Consider the following 19,790-nt stretch of genomic DNA (forward strand, 5'->3'; position numbering starts at 1 on the left):
CGATGAAAATTCTATTAACCGGTATAAGCTCATTTACAGGTTTCTGGTTTGCTGAGGAATTATCCAATAAAGGTCATGAAGTAATTGCAACACTCACAAAAAATTCTCCCGATGAATATGAAGGAATACGAAAGGAACGGATCTCGTTAATTCTGGATAAAGTAACCCCCGTTTTCGGTTCCAGATTCGGTGATGCGGTATTTAATGAAATTATTGAATCTGGTATTGATGTCTTATGCCACCACGGCTCTGAAGTGACAGATTACAAAAGCATTAAGTTCGATATCGCCAATGCGGTTAAACAGAATACGAATAATATTATTGGCGTTATTGAACATCTAAAAAAGAATAATTGCAGCTCGATTGTTTATACAGGCAGCGTATTTGAACCGAACGAAGGATCCGGGACAAAACCTCTTGACGCTTTCTCCCCTTACGGTTTATCAAAAAGTCTAACCTACGAAATCCTTCGTTATTACTGCTCAACATTCGAAATAAAACTCGGCAAATTTGTTATTCCGAATCCATTCGGTCCTTTCGAAGAGGCACGGTTTACGAATTATTTAATTCAGAACTGGTTTAACGGAAAAACTCCTGAAGTAAAAACACCCGATTATATACGCGATAATATTCATGCAGACCTGCTTGCAAAAGCATATGAATCATTTGTTCAAAAAGTGTTTAACGGGAATAATCCGGAAAGTAAAACTAATCCGGGTTTATATGCCGAATCACAGGGGGCATTTACAGGGCGTGTAGCTCATGAAATGGAAACGCGATTAAATATTAAATGCGATTTCAAATTATTAAAACAGACTGATTTCAGCGAACCGTTAGAGAGAATTAATACAGATAGAATTAGGGATGTTTTTAATTGGAACGAGTCTGCAGCGTGGGACCGATTAGCAGATTATTATTCAACAAAATACATTAACAGAGTTTGAAACTGCTTTTCTACTTCTCTTCATCCGTTACGTAATTGGAATAATTGTTCTTAAAGTACTCGTAAGTAAGTTGTATTCCTTCGTGAATAGAATACTTCGGATGCCATGAAGTAATTTTGTGCAATTTTGAGATATCAACAGAAACATCGCCGGTCTCAATCTTCTCGTAATTATCGGGCCACGGAATGAATTCCATTCTACCCTTTTTAACACATGAGATAACACTGCTCACCATATCACAGAATCTAGTTGAATTTCCCGAACCGATATTTAGGATTTCTCCAATAGCCTCATTGCTTGAAGATGCCAGGACTATTGCATCAATAATATCATCGATATAGATATAGTCTCTCAGCTGTTTGCCGTCGCCGTAAATTTTAATTGTCTTATCCTCCATCGCCTGTCTTATAAACCAGCCGACGAGAGAATATTTATTATGTTTAATCTGCTGCCTTGGTCCGAACGGATTCGTAATTCTGAAAATAGTACAAGGGATTCCAAAGTCCTTGTAGTACATCAATAAATATTTTTCGGAAGTCAGCTTATGGATTCCGTAAAGACTGAGGGGATTGGTCTCGCTCTGTTCGGTGATAGGCGAATGTTCGGCTTTGCCATAGACCATTCGCGAACTTGAAAAAATAATACGGATGGCCGGATTGAACTTACGGCAGATTTCTAAAATATTTAGTGTGGATTTTGAGTTAACATCGAGATCTTCAAACGGAATACTGAGACTATCGATATAACTTACCTGCGCGGCCAGGTGAAAGAGATAATCTGATTTTTCAATAATAGGTTTAATAAGTTCCGAATCCCTCACATCGCCTATAACTATTTTTACACGGTCTCTTATATTATCCAGGTTATAAAAATTTCCGCCGTATAAAGGATTAAGATTATCGACAATGGTAATATTGGCTTCGTGCTCTAAAAGTTTGTGAGCAAGATTGCTGCCGATGAAGCCGAGTCCTCCGGTTATAAGAATATTTTTATTTTTGAACAAATTATTCATGTATTTCCAATTAATCCGGATTGAAGAGATTAAACCTGCGAATTTCCGGTTGTAAAATATACTTCTTTATAATTATTGACCATCTTTGATAAAGAAAAATCTACTCGAAGAGAAGCATTATGCTCAACAATCTTTTTCCGTTCATGCCGTATCTTTAATAATTTTTCGAGGTATTCTTCGGTGTTATCGAGTTCAAAAAGCTGATTGCTGTCCATACCCACCACATCCGGATTACCTCCCACATTGGAAACCAGAACCGGAGTATTGGAATAGATTGCCTCAATCAGACTTATAGCAACTCCTTCATATCTCGATGTAAGCGTAAAAAGATCGAACCCGCTTATAAAACGGTGGGAATTTTTAATCTCACCAAGCAGATAAAAATCGTTTTCAATGCCCCGCTCTTTAATCATCCTCATGTACTCATCATAATCCTGCCCGTCTCCGATAATTATGACCTTTGCATCGGGCATCTTTTCTTTTATTAAATGAAAATTATTTATAAGGAATTCATAATTTTTTTGATAAGCAAGCCGCCCTGTAGAACCGATTACAAAATTTTTCTCAAGATCAGTCCCGCATTTATCAGAAAGAAATTTCCGGGCTTCATCGGCATTCAGGAATTCCAGTTCTTCCGGATTCAATCCGTTATAAATGATTCTGGCATTTTTAAACATTCTTTCTCCTGCCAGTTCATCGTAATTCATCCGGCATTCAAAAATTATCTCGTCAATGGCCTTAAGAAATATTTTAAAATAGAGCTTGGCAAGATATTTAACAATAAAATTAGGATTGAAGTTTTTATCGATGAAGGAGAGTCCGTGAAAAGTAAAAACATTTTTAGGTTTATTTTTGAGAAAGAGTGAGGCCGCCGCACCGATTAGAGTATTTGAACTATTCAAGTGAACAACATCATATTTATTTCTTTTCAACAGACTTCGGAGCTGGAACACAAAATAAAGGGCATTAAAGACACTGAAATTTCTTTTTAATGAGTTCAGATAATAATATTTAATGTTGTACTTATCGAGCTCGCGGAACAGGAAATCGCCGTCGCCCGCAACCACTTCCACCTCATCACCGTTATTCCGGAAAGCCCTGGCGAGGTTAAGAACAAAAACCTGAGCTCCGCCAATATCCGATTTAGTAATTACGTAGAGGATCCTCATCGGTTCTTAAGCCTTTTTTCTTCGTAGATGGATTTGAAGAGTCCGGCCAGTCTGGGCCCCGTTGCCTGAAGAGAGTATTTCTCCTCAACAAGTTTCCGTCCTGCCAAACCCATCTTCTTTCTCAATTCAATATCGTTTTTTAAAATGGTAAAATACTTTATCCAGTCTTCCGATGTACTGGCAAGGAATCCGTTAACTCCGTGTTGAACAATTTCTACGTTCACACCAACCGGCGAAGCAATAACCGGTTTAGCGCACGCCATATACTGGATTAACTTAAATCCGCATTTGCCCCGCTCCCACGGACTATCTACCAGCGGCATTATACCTATATCAAATCCCTGAACATCCTTAACTTCATTTTCGTCTTTCCAGGTCCTTATCTCTACCGGCAAACCGTCCATGGAAAAATCTTTGGAACCGATAACAATCAATTCAGATTCATTATCGCTGCAGAAAGTTTTAAGTTCCTCATGGATCGATAACAGGTATTTGGCCGTTGGAGGAGAGCCGAGCCATCCTATTATGAACTTATCATTCTTAACTTCCGGGCCGACAAAGAAGCGGTCAAGGCTTACAACAGTCGGAAATATTTCAATCTGCCTGGCAGAATTCAACCTGGCGCGATCTGCAAGATATTCATTGCCCGCAACAACAACGCGCGAAAGATTCATTACACTGTCAATCTTTTTTCCTAATAATCTACGGACCAGCGGATTGCTGTGAAGGTCGTAACGATGGAAGAAGGCGTCGTCGTAATCAACAACGACCGGGATATTCGATTTGAGCAGCATTTTTTCGAACCATCTTGGAAGCCATGGAAATGCCTCCTGCTGAAGCCATATAAGATCTATTCCGCTTTTAGACATCAGCAGGGCTATTCTATTAAAATAGTTCTTAATAATTTCTAAATAGGGTACAGGGGCATCCTCAAAAAGATAGTTAATATATCTGTAACTCAGGAGCGGCTGTTCAATTATTTCCCAGCCTTCTTTTTCGAGATATGGAAAATACTGAAACATCCGGACCATACTGCTGGATCCGCGCCGGTCGTATCTGGATAGAAGTAAAATTTTCATAGCGAAGCTTTTGTAATTAAGCTGATAATCTCCTGAACAATAATTTATAACCTTTTAATACTTCTTTCATTTCCCGGGGTTGTCCTTTCAAAACAGAATCGACTAATCGGGTCACCGGTTCAATAATCATCGTTACGCAAAAAATTAAAAAATATGAGATCTTATTAAAATGTTTTTTGCAATAAATCAGTTTACTGTGAATTATAAGTGCAAGCCGCATTGCTTTAATACTTTCAGTAGTTCCCCCTCCCCTGTGGAATATTCTGGTACCGGAAAGGTAGTAGCTACTGTATCCGAGCTTTTTTGCCCTTAGAGCCAAATCTAGATCTTCAAAATAAACAAAAAAACTTTCATCATAACCTTTCAGCACTGCAAATAAATCTCTTCTTATCATAAAAAAAGAACCCATTACCTGATCTACTTGCCTGTCCGAAAGATGATCCCACTCATTCATAAAATGTCCTGGAAAAATTCGCGGAAAAATCTTATCCAGCCCGAAAGATTGATAGATCATTCTAAAAGGTGTTGGAAACCTCGCACAGTTTCTGGCTACTTCGCCCTCCTCATTAACCAGTTGAATACCCGCAATTCCAACCTCAGGGTTGCAGGCCAGAAATCCGGACGGATTTGATAATGAATCATTATACAGAACCGTATCGGGATTCAGGAAAAGCAGAAAATCCGCTTCCGAACCGGACGCCCCCTGATTACATGCTCTTGCAAAACCTGAATTCTGCCGATTCTTTATGAATGATAATGGCAGATTCCGATCAAATTCAAAATTGAGAGAATTATCGGACGAGTCATTATCTACGATTATTACTCGATTCAGAACGAAAGAACCGTCCAGTGCTGCGGGAATAGATTGAATACAATTTTTGAGCAGTCCGCCGGAATTCCAGTTGACAATTATTACGTCGATTGAAGGACGGTCTGAGATTCCGGAAACTATTTTTTCTGAAAGATTCAAATCTTCTTTTATTTATTGGAAATAAACTTAAAGACGACTATCAGTACCACAACATTATAAACGTACCATAAAAATCCGAAAATGCTGTTGAAAAAAGAGAATACTATTCCATAAATCAGCATCCCGTAAATAGAGATTTTGAATAGAGTCGGCTTTTCACGCAGCGAATAATAAAGCGAGCTGATTCCCACACCCCCGAAAAAAGGTATTACAGAAATCCCCAACACACCAAAGTCCCTGTAATAAGTCCAGAATGCCGAATAGGTGTTGTAACTGCTAATAAGGAAGGGATTTTCCGTCATGAAAAAATATTCACTTATCCAGTGTTTTAAACCGGTAATCGCGGTTACGAAATCAAAAGTATAATAGCCGAAAGAGTACTCCTCAATTTTCTCTATCGATCTGGCAAAATTCTCCAGATTCATTGTTACATACATATACGGTTCAGTGAAAACCGCATACTCAGGAGAAAATTTCATTTTCGAAATCTTGTAAAGAACAAGAATTATTATCTCCCCTGCACGGAAGGATGAAACAAGAAAAAAGAAAACTACAATTACTACACCGGTAATTAATGTTGTGCTCAGTTTTATTTTATATGTAGTGTAGTATAGAAGAATTATGACAAGGAGAATCGTCATAAATATCTGATATCTTTGAAGCGTAAGTGAATAAAGGCCGACCGAAATAACGGACAAAGCGCCAAGCAATAATTTCTTTTTTGTTTTTTCTTGAACGAGAATTGAATAAATGACTGTAAAAAGTACAATGAGAACAACATTGTGAAGAAACAGCCCGATTCCGAACATAGTAAAGTTTGCCCTTGCAACACCCGGTTTAGGGCTGAAAATTGGGATCTCACCGGTATATAGATAAATTACGCCATAACCGAAAATGAAAAGTACAAAGAGCAGAATAATTGTTGAATAAATTCTCGAAGTGTTCAGATTGAATTGATTACGATAATTCCTGATCGTTTCGATTGTGCAGATTTCTTTATTCAATTTAATTATATAAACAAGTCCTGCGCCCAATAGAAAAGTGAAAGGTCCGATCAGAACCTGAAGCCAGACGATTGGCGGCCATTCATGTTGTAGGCGGCTTAACTTAAGATCCGTCAACCCGATTGCAAGTAGCCAGACTAATGCAAAAATCTTTCCCGGTGAGAATACGTCCACTTTATTTCGCAATAAATATAAAATTATAAGCAGACATCCGATGAACGATATTACAGATACCCAGCTCAAAATATCAGAATCTCCTGAAGAGAAAATTATTAATTATCGATGACCTTTCGGCTCCGGTGAATCCAATAAAATATGAAAGTCCTCCGTACAACAAGAGCGTAACCACGGTTGCAGCTATGGTTGAATCAACCAATAGAAATGAAAAGATTATGAGGCCCAGAAAAAATAAAATCTTAATACCATTGAGCCACTCAAATAAAAATTTCCGGTTCGGAATGATATATCCTAATCCGACTAGAACATTAATACCAACTGAAACCCACGCAGCCCCAATAATTCCATAATACGGAATTACTAATGAATTAATAATAAGGTTGAGAATCGTTGCGGTAATTACCACATACATTCTTATCCTCTGCCGGTTAGCTGTTGTAAGCATCAGGGCAAAAGGTTCAACAGAAAATCTTAGTAGAATTACAAATGAAAAGATCTGCAGTACGGGGATCGCCTCGTTAAATGCTTTACCCCCGAAAACGATAGTGATAATTATATCGGAATTAAAATAGAGTAAAATTGCTACCGGAAGGGCAATAAAGAAAAGAATTTTAAAAAGCAGCCGGCCTATATTACTCCATGATTCTCTATTATTTACGAAAACCTTTGATAACATCGGCAGAATAGTACTGATTGCAATCTCGGGAATCAGCAGGAGCATTAACATGATCTTAAATGCAGCCTGATAAATACCTGCATCCTGATCACCTCGAATAAAGCCGAGAAGAATTGTGTCGATCTGAAAATAGAGGTTGCCGAAGAGGAAATGAATCCCGTAAACAAGAACACTTGCCAATGTTATTCTCCAACCCGAAAAATCAAGTTTTATTAAATCTCCGCCCACAAGTTTTCTTGATTTAATAATTGAAATAATAAGTCCGACGAATCTTGCCATTACAAAACTGATCATTAAAAAGTAAAGATCTACTTTCAGTGTGCCGAGCAGAATAAGCAGTGACAGCAAAATGAGGTTGGTTATGAATGAAATTTTAGTTTCAAACTCAAATCGTTCGTAACCTCTGAAAATTGCATTAAAGAAGTTGGTAAACGTTGTAAAGATCATATAGAGGACAAGGACATAGATAATATTTCTGCTTCCGGGACTGAATGCTTTGAAAGCCGGAATCAAAAGCATAAATGTTGTACTCAGAAGTGTGAAGAGTATTTTCATCGAGAAGAATTTCCGGCCGATATTAACAACGTCATCCCTGTTCTTAGCCACTTCGGTAGTAAGAAGCACATCAAATCCGAAATCGGCAACAACAATAAAAATGGTTGCAAGTGTGTAAGCGATTGTGAACTGGCCGTATTCCTCAGGTCCGTAGAGACGGGCAATACCGACAAATATTAAAACATTTGTAAATAATCTGATCAACTGGGACATAGAAACAAACATTGATTTTTTCCATAGCGAATTACTTTCCGGATTCATTTTCCTGGCCAATTTCAGATTATCTCTTTTGATTTAACTCTTGATGAAAAAATCTTTCTTCACAGATTTAACGAGAGTATCAAACCTCTCCTGATCGATAAGTCTCAGATTTTTTATTGCCTGCCAGATCATCACCGCCGTCATTGAAATGGAGAAAGAGATAACGAATGAGAGAAGGAGATATAGCAGAACTTTAGGTTTTGATTTGCGTTCGGCTGGTCCGGCATAATCGAGAACCAGTACACTGGGAGTGTTTCTTGCTTCTTCAACTTTTGCCTGTTCGTAAAGTGGTTGAACAAACTCAAGAATTTTATATTGGATTTCGAGGTTCCGGTAAATTTTGAGGTATTCATTTCCCAGTTCAGGTGCCTGTTTAAAAGGAATGATCAGTTTAACATCTTTCTGTGAATCATCCGTCCCTTTATTCAACATATCAATTTTTTTCTTCAGCTCAACCATTTCAATTTCAGAATTAGTGGTTAGCGGATGATCTTTTCCATAAGTCTGCTTAACCACATTAAATTCAACTTCTTTTTTATAGAGTTCAACATAGATTTCGGACATTGATTTAACTGTCGCTTCAAGTTGTTCGGGAATGGCGATAACACCATATTTTTCCTGGAAAGACCTCATAGCATTCTCAAGATTATTGATATCACCGATATTCTGAAGATATCTTTTTTCAACAAATTCCCGGTTGGCCTTTGCATTAGTAACACTTAGACTCGTATTAATTTCATTTAGTTTTCCGACCAGGTAATTTGCCATGTCGGCGGCTTTCTGCGGATTTTTACTGTAAACGGATATAGTGAGATTACCTTCATCCTGAACTTCGAGCTCAAGGTTATCTTCCCAGTCGCCCACAACTTTATCGTAATAGTCTCCTTCTCGTTCGTATTCTTTTATCAGGTCGAAGTTTTTTATGACATCATTAGTCATTGTACCGCTTTTCAGGATAGCAATATATTTATCGGATTCGGTATTGGATCCGGTTAAAGCTGCAAGACCTCCACTTCCGGCAAATCCTTTTGCGAGACTTGAGAGACCGGATAGACTCGAAAGCAAGTCATTTCTTTCGGCCGGAAAAACCGAGGCAGTAGATTTATACCATTTTGGAGCAAGCAACGCATAGATTGTAGCGCCGGTTGTTACCAGGAAGATGAATATAAAAAGGAATCTTCTGTAGGTGATTATTAACTCGAAGAGATCAAATAAAGAGCTTCCGACTTTCATCTGACTTTTTTGATTTTCAATTTGATTATTACTCATTTCTCATCCGGCTTTTTGTTATGTATTTACTTTTTGACCGTTAAAAAGTAACCTGGTAATTAAATTTATTTATTCGATTGCAACAGAATAAGAATAACGGTTGCAATAGCAGTAACGACGCTTGAAATCGATCCGATCGCCCTTAAATAATAATCAAAGGAAACAGGAACATTTTTAGGGACATAAATAAAATCGCCTGCATCTACAATAGAATGTTCATCAGCAGTAATCCAGGCATATGAATCACCTTTAATTATCTTAACCTCATCCTCTGCTCGTTCACCCATTCCGCCTGCTTTCATCAAATAATGGTTGTATTTTTTTCCGTTTTCATATCTGATAAATCCGGGATTATTTACCTGCCCGAATACATATACCAGCTCTTCTTTTCTGGGTACAACTATTATATCGCCATCGCCAACCCTGTAACTGCCATCCGAAGCTGTGTCGGAATTAATCTTAGTAAAATCAATTATACTTTTACTCTGAAGAACTCGAAGGGCATTATCAATAATAACAACCATCGAATCTTCTGGGAATGTATCGGCCATACGAAACAGTTTTAATTGTTCAAGGTTAACTTCATTCACTAACTTTTCGGTAAAGAGCATATTGAAATTTTTATCCTTTTCATATGATTCTCTTAATGAATTCATTTTAAGGATTTGAGATTCATTTGTTCCCCGAAGGAGTTCGGATCTTTCGAGCCATGCACCGGAAGTAAATCCCTTTGCTTTTTGAATTACCTCTTTAATAGTTGTGTTGTCTCTGGTAATGTGGATATAACCGGGACTGTTCACTTCGCCGATCACAAGTACTTTATAATCTTTTCTGCTGTTCTCGTCAAAAAGAATTCTTATACGGTCGCCGCGATTTAAAGGGAAGTCATCCTGAATATTTACTGTTATTAATTCCTCTCTATTCCCTTTTTCATGGAGTCTTGATATTTCTGCTGATGTAACGCCGTTATATGCCTGGTTGATCCCGCCGGCAAAAAGGATTGCGTCGGATAGTTTGTCACCCTCTACAAACTGGAACTTCAACGGTTTATTAACTGCTCCTGTGATATCAACAAAGTTTGTTTTTTCATCGTAGCCCGGGAAGATTATTACATCATCATTCATTAAATAAGGATTTTGAGAAAAATCCCCTGACAGTCTATACTTAAAGAGGTCAATCATTATTTTCTGGCCGTTCATTCTCTTTAGGATAATATCTCTCAGAGGATATTTAGCGAACTCATCGTTCATTTTTTTAAGTACTTCGAACTGGGAAATATTTCCGAGAGATCTTTCCATCGACTCATTAAACAATTGTGTGATGAAATGATCGAGTCTCTGAGAAGCGAAAGCAGTGAACGAACCGGTAACAACAAAATTACCGCCGATTGTAACTGTAATCGGCTGAAGAAGTTTTGTATCGCTCCCTTTCTGCAGAATCTGGTCGTTGGTCTGTGAAAAAAGAGAATTAAAACTGAATAAAAATATTAACAGAAGAATTCTAATTGTCATTTTCATGTTTTTATCCGGTTATTTCATAATGCTTTTTAAAATATAATACCTGTTAAGAAGAAACGGATATAATAATAAAGACAGCAGACCATCTTTTTACCGTTTGTTCTGAATGACAAAAAATTAAAATATTCGGGCACTAATATAACTCTAAAATCTGAAGGATAGTAAAGATTTGTCTCTAGCGGTCTCCGTAAAGAGTTTTGTAATAATTCTGATAGTCGCCGGAAATAATTCTGTTCCACCAAACTTTATTTCCAAGATACCATTCGACCGTACGATCCATAGCTTTTTCAAAATCGAATTCGGGTTTCCAGCCGAGTTCACTCTGAATTTTTGAAGAATCGATCGCGTACCTTCTATCGTGGCCAGGCCTGTCCTTAACATACTGAATCAGACTTTCCGGCTTGTCTAATTTAGCTAAAATTAATTTAACAATATCAATATTTTTCATTTCGCGGCTAGCACCGATGTTATAGACCTGCCCCGGGCGGCCGTTTATCATAACCGTTTCAACTGCCCGGTTATGATCAATAACATAGACCCAATCCCTGACATTAAGTCCGTCGCCGTAAACCGGAAGATTTTTACCGCTCAATGAATTAATAATCATCAGAGGAATCAGTTTTTCCGGAAACTGAAAGGGGCCGTAATTATTAGAACATCGCGTAATCACAACCGGTAATCCGTATGTATGGAAAAATGAGAGCGCCATCATATCGGCAGCAGCCTTACTGGATGAATAGGGACTATTAGGCGAAAGCGGAGTCTCCTCTGTGAACAATCCTGTCGGGCCGAGGCTTCCGTAGACTTCATCGGTTGAGATCTGAACAAACTTTTCAATTTTATGACGGCGGGCAGCTTCAAGCAGAACATTAGTGCCTATCACGTTTGAGCGGTAGAAAACTTCCGAGCCGAGAATACTCCGGTCTACATGCGATTCCGCGGCAAAATTAACCACGTAATTAAATTCGAACTTCCTGAAAAGAAATTCAACAAGCTCGTTGTTTGTTATATCCCCTTTTACAAAGCTGTAATTTTCTTTCTTCTCGCTGGAACGGAGGTTTTCCAGATTGCCTGCATAGGTAAGTTTATCGAGGTTAACAATTCTGTATTCCTGATTTTTATCGAGAAAGTAATTGATAAAATTACTCCCGATAAATCCAGCGCCACCTGTAACTAAAATTGTTTTCATATTATTTAAAATGCAAAGAATCCGAAATAGATTCCGGTTTGAATAAAAAATTTGTTTGCGGTCAGTTCAGGAAAAACACCCGAGATATTCCTGCCGTTATTAACTTCCCAATCGCTGTTGAAGTTGAAAATGTATCCGCCGCCGAACCGGAGAGCTACAAACCGGTTTATTGGAACGTCCAGATTCAAAGTTGGTACAATTGTAAAAAACGTATTAGTTATTTCGTAACTGACATCATCATGAAATGTAATTCCGCTGCTGGTTACCTTACCGAAGATTCCGGACCATGAATAGTCATTCTTGTTCTGATAGACTTCTATACTCTGCGAACCGGCACCGATAATTGCGCCAACAGATAAGGCAATGGATTTTATAAACGGGAGAGTATATTCGACGGTAACACCACCGAGACCGAAGTTATAATCGACCTCCCTGTTATATCCGTTAACTATACCTTTGCTGCTGGTAGAACCGCCTAAGCCGATTCCGCCGATACGCAGGTTATCGATCAGCATTATATAAGCATAACCGCCGCCGCCCCAAAGAAAGAGATTGGAGCCGGAAAGCTCGCTTAAACCCATCTTTTTAACTTCGACGTTTAAGGGATCAATATCAGGAAATACAAATGAAGGATTAAATCCGCCGGCAAGTCCGAATCGGGCAACCCAGCCAACATCCTCTCCCTCCTGTGCAAATAACGGATTTAATGAAAGAAACAGGGAAATTATTGCAAATAGTTTTTTCATAAGGATAGACTTTATTTTTAAGTGGGATAAAATTAGTAATTACAGAATGAAAATAAAACAGAAATTGAAGGTAAATCGTGATTATCAGGAAATGAGGTAATAAACAAAAAGGCTGCGTTGATTTTCTTTAATCCGCTCGTCACCACAACAAGGGAAAATCAACAACAGCCTTTTGAGTAAGACTATTCAACATCAGATCTGAAATAATGAAAGATCTTAAATGCCTTGTATGACATAAGAACAATTACAAGGAACATTGTACCGAGTAAAATGAACCCTGTCATATCTTCACCTTTATATTAAAGGATCATTTTAATCCATAATTTTTCTTAAGAACGAAGAGCTGTCCTCTTCATCAAATCTGGATTTACCGAAGTCGTTTTCTTCCATATAAATATTCGGTTCTGTTTTAAAACCGCTTTGTATCATAGAATCGTCCGGGAAGAGTTCCGGATCGTTTCCTTTCGGTTTATAACGGAGAATAGTAGGGATAGTAAGATCTGCATTCTGATCCACTTCAATTTTCCCTTTGGCAAAACCGCCAACAGCAACCGTCTTTTTCTCTTTAACCTTTTCTTCTTTCTCTTTCTTAATGTTGCTGATTGTCTTGGTACTCATTTCGGATCCGAATCCGGTTGCAATCACAGTATAGGATATGTACTCAGTCAATTCATCTTTATTTACAAGTCCGAAAATGATATTGGCTTCTTCACCTGCAGCTTCGTAGATCACTTTATTACCCTCTTCAATTTCCTGCATCGTCATATTAGATGAGCCGGAAACATTGAGAAGAATATTTTTTGCGCCTTTGATTGAAATACCTTCGAGGAGCGGTGAGGAAATAGCTTTCTGCGCCGCTTCGATCGCACGGTTTTCCCCGCTTGCAATACCGCAGCCCATCAATGCCTGCCCGCTCTCTTTCATAACGGTGCGAACATCGGCAAAGTCGACATTTATAATTCCTGTTATGGTAATAATATCTGCGATACCTCTTGTAGCTTCGTAGAGAACTTCATTGGGTTTATCGAAAGCAGCACGTGCGGCCGTGGAGCTATCGAGAATGCTCAAGATTCTACCGTTAGGAATGATGATCAAACTATCCACATACTGGCGAAGTTCTTTAATGCCCTCATCGGCATTTTTCATTCTCTGCTTGCCTTCCCAGGCAAACGGTTTAGTAACAATTCCAATAACCAGAGCGCCGAGGCTTTTAGCAATAGAAGCAACTATAGGAGCGCCTCCGGTTCCCGTACCGCCGCCCATTCCGGCAGTAACAAAAACCATATCGCTTCCTTCCAGAATGTGTGTTAGTTTTTCCCGGTCTTCTTCGATTGCCTTTTTACCTACGTTTGGATCTGCGCCGGCTCCGAGTCCGCGCGTTACATTTGTACCCACCTGAACTTTGTGCATAGCAAGACTGCTGTCAAGAACCTGTGCGTCGGTATTAACGGCAACATATTCAACTCCGCTCAAGCCGCGTTTGATCATGCTATCGATAGCATTGCAGCCGCCGCCGCCAACACCAACTACTTTAATTTGTGCGGATAGTTTTTTAGGTTCTTCCATATCCAGAGTGACGAATTTAAGCATATAGCCTCCTTGTTGTGGTATTTTTATAGTTTCTCAAAAAAATCTTGTACTTTCTTAAATGCTTTTCCAAAGTTGATCTTCTTGGTTGGAGCTTTTACAATTGTAAAACTTTCAGAAGAAGACTTACCCGGAATTCCTTTTATCAATCCAGCTACGGTTGCGAATTCGGGGCTTTCAACTTCGTTTGAGAGTCCGGAACCGAGCTCAAGCGGCACGCCGATCCTGGCAGGTAATCCGAAAACATCTTCAGCAAGTTCTGTACATCCTTTAAGTAGAGAACCGCCGCCTGTTAGAACTACTCCCGCCTTTACCTTGTTTTTGAATCCCGTGTGGCGAAGTTCGTTATCTATAAGAGAGAAGAGCTCACGCATTCTTACACTGATAATCTGGGTAAGAAGCGTAACAGGAATTTTTATATTTCCCCTCGCACCAACACCTTTGATATATATATCTTCATCTTTAATAATAGCCGTTTCGGTCGCATACCCGTATTCTTTCTTCAGTTTCTCAGCATCTGCCGTAACGATTCCAAGGGTTTCGCGGATATCATTAGTAACCTGATTACCTGCAACCCCGATAACTTTAGTATGTTTAATCGCCCTCTTATGGTAGATTGCAATATCCGTAGTGCCGCCGCCTATATCGATGAGAAGTATTCCCAGATCTTTTTCGTTTTCTTCAAGAACCGATAGACTTGAGGCAACTGGCTGAAGTATGTAATCCTTAACAACGAAACCTGCACGCTCAACCGATTTTTTTATATTCTGAATTGCCGGTACAGAAGCGAGAACAACGTGATTAACAGCTTCCAATCTCGATCCGCACATACCGATCGGATCTTCAATTCCGCCCTGGTAATCGACGAAATATTCTTCAGGAATTATGTGAAGGATCTGCCTGTCGGACGGAATTCTGATCGTCTGAACATCGGATTTGAGACGTTCAAGATCAGATGCCGCGATTTCATGTTCCGGATTATTGATTGTAACATAATTTCTGTGCCGGAGCGAAGTTATATGCTCGCCGGCGACACCGACATTAAGTTCTTTAACTGAAAGACCAGCCCTGTTGGAAGCAACATTCATAGCTTCCGTAATAGCTTCCGCAGTCTTCGAAATATTTGCGACGAGACCTCTGTTCAATCCATCCGAAGGGGCGATGCCAAAACCGAGAATATTAACCGTGTTCTCCGCCTTTTCAGCAATTACCGCGCATACTTTTGTTGTACCAAGATCGAGTCCTGCAATTATATTTTTCTTCATGATGTTTTATCCCCCTCGTTTGAGGTTTCACGTATGCCCAGATAGACATGACCTCCATATCTCAAATCGACATATTTCATTATGTTATTTATCTCTTTCCCTTTCAGATAAGTCCATAGATTATTAAAATAAATTGTTCTTCTTATTTCGCTTCCTCTTCCAATTATCACAGGATAATTGATGAAAGAGAATTCGAGCATAATATCTCCGCCCGTCTGCATATCAACGGAGGAAAGCCCGTCGTACAGTTCCGGGTTAATCAATTTGACGGCACTAATTATTTTTGATGCTGTAAGAATATCTTCATTATTCTTATAGAACTTCATCGATACAAGATCATTTATAACCGGATTAATAATCACCGGATAATCGATTCTACGGGTTTTCGGAAGCATCGGGAGAATCTGGAGATTATCTGTAACCAGAAATTGATTATCCGCGTAGAGAAGAATCGACTCAAAACTTTTTTCTATTACTTTAACCGAAACCTTTCCGCTACCGTCGTAACGGACATCGATATTATCAACGTAAGGATGCTTGCGAAGTCTGTCCTTAATTAATTCTGTAGTTAGTCCGAAGTACTGATTCCGGTCTAGGATATTTGCGAATTCAAAATATTGTTCCTTTGAAAGATGAACATTCCCTTCGAGTGAAATAACATCAATTCTCTCCTTCTCATTTCTGTTTAAGGAGAAAGAGAGATAGATTATCAGTCCGAGCATGATGAACAGAAGAGAGAGATTGAATATTTTTTGTTTTTTAGTCATCTACTTTTTTGTTTTAATAAGGTCGATAAATTTTTCGCCGAATTTCCAAATATCTCCGGCGCCAAGTGTTATTACGATATCATCCTTCCTGTAAATTTTCTTGAGCAATTCAGGTATTTTAGTTTTATCGGGCTCGTAGTAAACATTTTTATGACCGAATTTTTTTGCAGTATCGGCAATAAGCTGACCACTAATTCCATCGATCGGTTTTTCTCTCGCCGGGTAAACATCGGTACAAATAAAAACATCCGAATTAAGAAACGACCGGCCGAATTCTGAATAAAAATCCCTAGTCCTTGAATAAAGATGCGGCTGAAATACAGCAACCAGTCTCCGGTTCCAGCCCCTTCTAATTCCGTCGAGAGTAACGTTAATTTCTGTCGGGTGGTGGCCATAATCATCAATTACCATTATTTCATTGTCATACTTCTTTTCGAAACGTCTGTAAACTCCGGCGAAAGAACCGAGTGCTTTCTGAATTATATTGAAGCCGACCCCCATCTCATAAGCAATCGTTACAGCTACAAGAGAATTACGGACATTATGAAGCCCGGGTATATTCAATTTAATTCTGCCGAGTTCTCTGCCTTTATATACAAGTGTATATTCCGAAGAATTTTCCTTATGGATAATATCTACAGCGCGAACATCAGCCTGAGGTGTAAGACCATAAGTAAATATTTTCTTATTGATAAGAGGAATAATATCCTGAAGCGCAGGTTCATCCAGACATAGAACAACAAAACCGAAAAACGGAACTTTATTTGCAAATTCAATGAATGCCGATTTAATATCTTCAAGATCTTTATATGTATCCAGGTGTTCTTTTTCGAGAGTTGTTAGAGCTGCGATTACAGGAGTAAGTTTCAGGAATGTCCTGTCGAATTCATCAGCTTCAACAACGATGTACTCTCCTTTTCCAAGACGGGCATTTGTGCCGCCAAGACTGCTCAGTTTACCGCCTACAATTATCGTAGGATCGATAGCCGCTTCGGTAAGAACAAGTCCGACCATCGAAGTAGTAGTTGTTTTTCCGTGAGTACCGGCAATGCCGATACCGTATTTCATCCTCATACACTCAGCTAACATTTCCGAGCGTTTGATCACCGGTATTTTTCTTTCGATAGCAGCTTTAACTTCCGGATTATCAAGATTAACAGCAGAAGAATAGACAACAACATCAGCCTCTTTCAGGTTTTCGGAAGAATGGCCCTCGTAGATTTTAATGCCGAGGCTTTCGAGGCGGTCGGTCACTTCAGTCTTATTGAGGTCGGATCCTGTAATAGTGAATCCCTGACTCAAGAGGATCTCGGCGATACCGCTCATACCGATTCCGCCGATACCGATGAAGTGAACATTCTTTACAGTTTGCATCATCATGATAAAAAATCCTTATAAACTTTCGGCCATTTTAATTATGCTACCGGCAATTATTTTAACGGCGTCCGGTTTTGCAAAGGCCTTAATATTTTCTCTAAGTGAATTCAATTTCATTTCATCCGAAATCAATTCTACAATTACAGGAAAGAGATCCGATTTCAAATTTTTATCTTCAATCATAATTGCAGCAGAGGCATCGCTGATGGCCCTGGCATTCTTTGTCTGATGATCCGCCGCAACATGAGAAGAAGGAACAAAGATTACAGGAATACCGAGAAACGATACTTCGGTAATTGTTGTGGCTCCGGCTCTTGCGATAAGCAGGTCGCAGGCCGAATATGCTGCCGACATATCATCAATAAACCTCATTACCCTTACATTAACTCCCTCAAACTTTTTATACTGCTCATAGTAGAAGGGACCTGTCTGCCAGATCAGTTGAATATTTTTACTAATCAGTTTAGTAACAGAGAGAGCAACAGCTTCGTTAATATCGCGGGCGCCTCCGCTTCCACCGATAATAAGAACCGTTTTTTTATCCGTCGTCAGTGCAAATTTTTTCAGAGCATCGGATTTTGGTATCAAGTTCAGATTCAACCGGACCGGATTACCGGTTAGTTTTAATTTCTGCTGGTCGCGGAAATATTTTTTTGATTCTTCAAACGTTATATGAATCTCATCAGCCTTCTTTTCGAGAAGTCTGTTAGTGACACCCGGATAGCTATTTTGTTCGAGCAGAACTATTTTCGATCCCAGAACAGAAGCGCCCCATACAGCAGGGCCGGAGACATATGCGCCGGATCCAATTGCCACTCTCGGTTTAAATTTCATTGCGATCAAAAGCGATTGAACCATTGAGACGAACAATTTAAGCGGGAAAAGAATATTTGCGAATGTAAGCTTTCGAGAGAATCCGCTTATCCAGATCGACTTAAAATTAAATCCGTATTCGGGAACCACGCGGGATTCAATTTTATCCGCGGTTCCAACAAATAAAATTTCGGCTTCTGGTTTCATCAATTTAATCTGCTGTGCAACTGCAAGAGCAGGATAAAGATGTCCCCCGGTTCCGCCGCCCGCAAATAGAAAACGATATATAGTTGTTCCGCTCATCCTACCTGTGCAATCCTTAATTCTTCTGTTGCCATCGACTGACGGGCAACATTTACAATAATTCCTGTTGATACTGCAAAAAGGATAATAGACGTTCCGCCGAAGCTTATGAAAGGAAGTGTAATACCTGTCGTAGGAAGTATTCCGGTTACCACTCCCGCATTAATAAAAGCACTTAGAATAATGTTGAAACCGAGTCCGAAGACAAGCAGCTGTCCAAATTGATCCTGAGATTTTTTAGCTATTATCAGACAAATAATAAAAAGAACGAGATAGAAGAAGAGAACTGCAACAGTTCCAACAAAGCCCATTTCCTCTCCGAGGATAGAAAAAATAAAATCTCCGTAAGATTCGGGAAGGAAAAGATCGCTTTGCCTGCTGTGTCCTAATCCGAGTCCGAACCAGCCCCCGCTGCCGAGCGCAATTTTAGCCTGTGTAACCTGAATATTAATATCACCGCCGGAGGACAAACTGTTTATATAAGTTAAAACTCTTTCGCGCGAGTGTTTGAATATCATAATTCCGATTGAAGCAATGCCGAAAACGGAAAGGAAAGTAAATCCGATATGCTTAAATCTTGCGCCGCCGATATATAGCAAAGTGAATCCCGTTGCGGCAATTATGAGACTCGTGCTTACATTAGGCTGAATAAGAATCAGTCCGCTTACAACAATTATCCAGATAAGAGGAAAAACAAATCCACCCTTGAATTCGGAAATTTTCTGATCGAACTTTTCAATCATAACCGCCAGATGCATAATCAGAATCAGTTTTGCCGCTTCCGAAGGCTGGAACTGAATAAAACCGAGGTCGATCCATCTTGCAGCCCCTTTCACTTTAGGAGCAAAAAGAAATGTAAATACCAGCAGAGCAATTACACCGATTAAAAGATATTTGCTGTATTTGCGGTAGTTGTCATACGGTATCTGGGCGAAAACCCAGAATAAAAATCCGGCAGCAATAACTTTCCAGAGATGAGATTTGAAAAGGAAATAAATGTTATTGAATTTCGAGATGCTGTATGTACCGCTCGCGGTAAAAACCATAATTGCGCCGAGAAGCATAAATGCAACCACAAGCAGAATGAATATTTTTAATAGACCTTTCATA

The 19,790-nt window shown here is 39.2% G+C and carries 17 protein-coding genes; 1 reads left to right on the plus strand and 16 read right to left on the minus strand.

Annotated elements, in window-relative coordinates; translation table 11 throughout:
* Nucleotides 1-2: 2 nt before the first annotated feature.
* Nucleotides 3-944 carry an NAD(P)-dependent oxidoreductase gene (locus PLZ15_14465; GenBank protein HOI30946.1) on the plus strand — a complete coding sequence of 314 codons (942 nt, stop codon included), beginning with the start codon at nt 3-5 and terminating at the stop codon, nt 942-944.
* A 10-nt stretch (nt 945-954) separates the two neighbouring features.
* Here PLZ15_14465 and PLZ15_14470 read toward each other — a convergent pair whose 3' ends face one another.
* The 16 genes from PLZ15_14470 to PLZ15_14545 form a co-directional block, all read right to left on the minus strand.
* The gene (locus PLZ15_14470) at nt 955-1,956 is read right to left on the minus strand and encodes an NAD-dependent epimerase/dehydratase family protein (GenBank protein ID HOI30947.1); all 1,002 of its coding nucleotides are present in this window, start codon (nt 1,954-1,956) and stop codon (nt 955-957) included.
* Between the two features lie 29 nt (nt 1,957-1,985).
* Nucleotides 1,986-3,125, minus strand: a complete 1,140-nt coding sequence (locus tag PLZ15_14475; GenBank protein HOI30948.1) for a glycosyltransferase — start codon at nt 3,123-3,125, stop codon at nt 1,986-1,988.
* Entirely contained in the window at nt 3,122-4,204 is a 1,083-nt protein-coding gene (locus PLZ15_14480; protein HOI30949.1) for a glycosyltransferase family 4 protein, read from the minus strand. Before PLZ15_14480 ends, PLZ15_14475 begins: the two co-directional genes overlap by 4 nt.
* 16 nt (nt 4,205-4,220) lie before the next feature.
* Nucleotides 4,221-5,174 (minus strand): glycosyltransferase family 2 protein, encoded by a 954-nt coding sequence (locus tag PLZ15_14485; GenBank protein HOI30950.1) that lies wholly within the window; start codon nt 5,172-5,174, stop codon nt 4,221-4,223.
* 8 nt (nt 5,175-5,182) lie between these two features.
* Nucleotides 5,183-6,421, minus strand: coding sequence for an O-antigen polymerase (locus PLZ15_14490; GenBank protein ID HOI30951.1), 1,239 nt, complete (start codon nt 6,419-6,421; stop codon nt 5,183-5,185).
* Nucleotides 6,422-6,425: 4 nt separating this feature from the next.
* Complete coding sequence (locus PLZ15_14495) at nt 6,426-7,847, minus strand: flippase (GenBank protein HOI30952.1); 1,422 nt, start codon at nt 7,845-7,847, stop codon at nt 6,426-6,428.
* A gap of 33 nt (nt 7,848-7,880) precedes the next feature.
* Complete coding sequence (locus tag PLZ15_14500; protein HOI30953.1) at nt 7,881-9,116, minus strand: Wzz/FepE/Etk N-terminal domain-containing protein; 1,236 nt, start codon at nt 9,114-9,116, stop codon at nt 7,881-7,883.
* 65 nt (nt 9,117-9,181) lie between these two features.
* Nucleotides 9,182-10,633: an SLBB domain-containing protein gene (locus tag PLZ15_14505; GenBank protein ID HOI30954.1), complete on the minus strand. Its 1,452-nt coding sequence runs from the start codon at nt 10,631-10,633 to the stop codon at nt 9,182-9,184.
* A gap of 175 nt (nt 10,634-10,808) precedes the next feature.
* Nucleotides 10,809-11,822, minus strand: coding sequence for a dTDP-glucose 4,6-dehydratase (rfbB, locus tag PLZ15_14510; GenBank protein ID HOI30955.1), 1,014 nt, complete (start codon nt 11,820-11,822; stop codon nt 10,809-10,811).
* A 5-nt stretch (nt 11,823-11,827) separates the two neighbouring features.
* A complete protein-coding gene (locus PLZ15_14515) occupies nt 11,828-12,568 on the minus strand; it encodes a hypothetical protein (protein HOI30956.1) in 741 nt (246 codons plus the stop codon).
* Nucleotides 12,569-12,880: 312 nt separating this feature from the next.
* The gene (ftsZ, locus tag PLZ15_14520) at nt 12,881-14,158 is read right to left on the minus strand and encodes a cell division protein FtsZ (protein ID HOI30957.1); all 1,278 of its coding nucleotides are present in this window, start codon (nt 14,156-14,158) and stop codon (nt 12,881-12,883) included.
* A 23-nt stretch (nt 14,159-14,181) separates the two neighbouring features.
* Entirely contained in the window at nt 14,182-15,420 is a 1,239-nt protein-coding gene (gene ftsA / locus PLZ15_14525; protein ID HOI30958.1) for a cell division protein FtsA, read from the minus strand.
* Nucleotides 15,417-16,187, minus strand: a complete 771-nt coding sequence (locus tag PLZ15_14530; protein HOI30959.1) for an FtsQ-type POTRA domain-containing protein — start codon at nt 16,185-16,187, stop codon at nt 15,417-15,419. Before PLZ15_14530 ends, ftsA begins: the two co-directional genes overlap by 4 nt.
* Entirely contained in the window at nt 16,188-17,567 is a 1,380-nt protein-coding gene (gene murC / locus PLZ15_14535; GenBank protein ID HOI30960.1) for a UDP-N-acetylmuramate--L-alanine ligase, read from the minus strand. It abuts the gene before it with no gap.
* A 12-nt stretch (nt 17,568-17,579) separates the two neighbouring features.
* Nucleotides 17,580-18,680, minus strand: coding sequence for an undecaprenyldiphospho-muramoylpentapeptide beta-N-acetylglucosaminyltransferase (gene murG / locus PLZ15_14540; GenBank protein HOI30961.1), 1,101 nt, complete (start codon nt 18,678-18,680; stop codon nt 17,580-17,582).
* Nucleotides 18,677-19,789 carry a putative peptidoglycan glycosyltransferase FtsW gene (locus PLZ15_14545; GenBank protein ID HOI30962.1) on the minus strand — a complete coding sequence of 371 codons (1,113 nt, stop codon included), beginning with the start codon at nt 19,787-19,789 and terminating at the stop codon, nt 18,677-18,679. Before PLZ15_14545 ends, murG begins: the two co-directional genes overlap by 4 nt.
* Nucleotide 19,790 lies beyond the last annotated feature (1 nt).

This window comes from Melioribacteraceae bacterium, from assembly GCA_035362835.1.
Classification (GTDB): Bacteria; Bacteroidota; Ignavibacteria; order Ignavibacteriales; family Melioribacteraceae; genus DSXH01.

Bases quoted from the DNA above. Each gene is read 5' to 3' on its own strand.
- ftsA (HOI30958.1), bottom strand. From the start codon at position 15,420: ATGAAGAAAAATATAATTGCAGGACTCGATCTTGGTACAACAAAAGTA.
- PLZ15_14465 (HOI30946.1), top strand. From the start codon at position 3: ATGAAAATTCTATTAACCGGTATAAGCTCATTTACAGGTTTCTGGTTT.
- PLZ15_14530 (HOI30959.1), bottom strand. From the start codon at position 16,187: ATGACTAAAAAACAAAAAATATTCAATCTCTCTCTTCTGTTCATCATG.
- PLZ15_14495 (HOI30952.1), bottom strand. From the start codon at position 7,847: ATGAATCCGGAAAGTAATTCGCTATGGAAAAAATCAATGTTTGTTTCT.
- ftsZ (HOI30957.1), bottom strand. From the start codon at position 14,158: ATGCTTAAATTCGTCACTCTGGATATGGAAGAACCTAAAAAACTATCC.
- PLZ15_14545 (HOI30962.1), bottom strand. From the start codon at position 19,789: ATGAAAGGTCTATTAAAAATATTCATTCTGCTTGTGGTTGCATTTATG.
- PLZ15_14500 (HOI30953.1), bottom strand. From the start codon at position 9,116: ATGAGTAATAATCAAATTGAAAATCAAAAAAGTCAGATGAAAGTCGGA.
- PLZ15_14505 (HOI30954.1), bottom strand. From the start codon at position 10,633: ATGAAAATGACAATTAGAATTCTTCTGTTAATATTTTTATTCAGTTTT.
- PLZ15_14480 (HOI30949.1), bottom strand. From the start codon at position 4,204: ATGAAAATTTTACTTCTATCCAGATACGACCGGCGCGGATCCAGCAGT.
- murG (HOI30961.1), bottom strand. From the start codon at position 18,680: ATGAGCGGAACAACTATATATCGTTTTCTATTTGCGGGCGGCGGAACC.
- PLZ15_14470 (HOI30947.1), bottom strand. From the start codon at position 1,956: ATGAATAATTTGTTCAAAAATAAAAATATTCTTATAACCGGAGGACTC.
- rfbB (HOI30955.1), bottom strand. From the start codon at position 11,822: ATGAAAACAATTTTAGTTACAGGTGGCGCTGGATTTATCGGGAGTAAT.
- PLZ15_14475 (HOI30948.1), bottom strand. From the start codon at position 3,125: ATGAGGATCCTCTACGTAATTACTAAATCGGATATTGGCGGAGCTCAG.
- PLZ15_14515 (HOI30956.1), bottom strand. From the start codon at position 12,568: ATGAAAAAACTATTTGCAATAATTTCCCTGTTTCTTTCATTAAATCCG.
- murC (HOI30960.1), bottom strand. From the start codon at position 17,567: ATGATGATGCAAACTGTAAAGAATGTTCACTTCATCGGTATCGGCGGA.